This is a genomic window from Terrabacter sp. P5_B1 (assembly GCF_056400505.1).
Window position 1 is genome coordinate 1 of the sequence record NZ_JBFULD010000575.1, and the last position, 1,144, is coordinate 1,144.

The 1,144-nt window shown below is 74.3% G+C and carries 1 protein-coding gene; it reads right to left on the bottom strand.

From position 1 onward, the window contains the following. Window positions 1–916, bottom strand: a 916-nt coding sequence (locus AC1DP0_RS22125) for a DUF3866 family protein (RefSeq protein ID WP_478088775.1), incomplete at its 3' end; no start/stop codon positions are given. Between the last annotated feature and the right edge of the window lie 228 nt (window positions 917–1,144).

The window sequence follows — 1,144 nt, forward strand, 5'->3', positions numbered from 1 at the left end:
GCGCACGCGCCTGGCCCCGCACCAACGCCCCGMCGCTCCCCGGCAGCAGGGGGACCGGCACGTCGGCGGGCACGAGCGACACCCGGCCGTATGCCGTCAGGCTGTGGTGCGAGACGCCGCGGTGCCGCTCGCGCGGGTCGGCCTCCGAGATCCGCAGCGAGCAGACGGGCCGGCCGCCCAGCGTCCCGGCAGCATTGACGGCCTCGCCGGCCGAGGTGCCCGAGAAGCCCCAGCGCGTGCCCGTCCCGAGGTTGCCCGGTCCCTGGGACACGACGACGACGTCGGCGCCCACGACGTGGTGCGCGGCCAGCAGGCCGGTGTGGACGTTGACGGCCTCGAGGTCGCCCCCGAAGGCCTGCCCGACGGTGATCGACGCCTCGAGCCAGCCGGCCTCGCGCAGCCCGGCCACCGTACGGGAGAAGTCGATCGGCAGGGCGCCGCCGTCGGTCATGACGTACGCGACGCGCGCTCCCGGCGCGGCCTCGCGCAGACCCGCCAGCACGGCCGGGAGCGCCGAGTGCAGGTCAGCGACGACGACCGGAAGCCCGGCGAGGTCGTCCGCGTCGGCGAGGACGGGGTGGTGCTCGCTCTCCTGCTCGTCGACGCCGAGCACCATCGTCTGCGACGGCGTGTAGCGCGCCTTGACGACGTGCCCGCGCACCGCGGTGACGTCGTCGACGGGGCGGGGGAGCGCGTCCGGGGCCGCGACGACGATGGCCAGGCCACCCGTGCCCAGTCCGCGCTCGAGGGCCGTCGTGTTGAGCAGCACCGCGGTGCCCGGACCGAGGCTGCCGACGACCTCGACGTAGCCGAGCGCACGCACCACGTCACCCGAGGCGAGGCGGACGGCATACTCGACCGCTCCCGCCCAGCGGGAGCGGACCTCGAGCACGACACCCCGGCGCCACTGGATCATGGGGTGACCCTATTCGATCGCATGTTCGGGTAGCGTCGGACTGCCCCCACGCGCCGCTGCCCCTTCAGGAAGGTCTCGATGAGCCCTGCGTCTGCCTCGGCCGACAAGACCGAACGGCTGCTCAACCTCATCCTCGCGCTGAAGTCCGCGCGGCGACCGGTCTCGAAGCAGAAGATCCGGGAGTCGCTGCCGGCCTACGCCGCGGCGACCTCCGACGAGGCCTTCGAC